This is a genomic window from Proteus sp. fly-1067, from assembly GCF_040139345.1.
GTDB lineage: Bacteria > Pseudomonadota > Gammaproteobacteria > Enterobacterales > Enterobacteriaceae > Proteus > Proteus vulgaris_B.
On record NZ_JBEEUL010000141.1, the window covers coordinates 1 to 631 of the forward strand.

Consider the following 631-nt stretch of genomic DNA (forward strand, 5'->3'; position numbering starts at 1 on the left):
GATACGTGCTTTGACTGCTTTTACCGTAGGGCTTTTAGAAATCACACCACAGTATTCAGGCATGGTTTTCGCAAAGTCTTCTGTACCAATTTGGCGCGCGACTTTAATGATGTGTTCTTTATCATGAGAAATTAGTGGACGCAGTACCAATGTATCTGAAGCATTATCAATCAAACGCAAGTTAGTTAAGGTTTGGCTTGATACCTGTCCTAATGCCTCACCCGTGACTATCGCTTGAACGCCATAACGCTCAGCCACTTTTGAGGCAGCACGTACCATCATACGTTTTAACACAACGCCCATTTGGCCATCATCGACTTTTTCTAGAATTTCAGCCACAACGGGTTCGAAGTTAACCGCAATAAAGCGTACCTTATGTGAGCTGCCAAAACGGTTCCATAAATAATGAGCGATTTGTTTTACGCCAATTTCATGAGCCGCACCACCTAAGTTGAAGAAACAATAGTGAACTCGACAACCTCGGCGCATTAACATATAGCTGGAAACGCCTGAGTCAAAGCCCCCTGAAATGAGAGACAATACATCTTCTTGTGTACCGATAGGAAAGCCACCAATGCCTTCATAACGTGCTTTCACGAGGATCAGGTTTTCATCTTCAATTTCTAGATGG

Annotated in this window: 1 protein-coding gene; it reads right to left on the reverse strand. The window is 43.4% G+C overall.

All coding sequences use genetic code 11. From position 1 onward, the window contains the following. On the reverse strand, positions 1-631 hold a 631-nt coding region (gene thiI / locus ABN217_RS19625), incomplete at both ends, for a tRNA uracil 4-sulfurtransferase ThiI (RefSeq protein WP_349459908.1).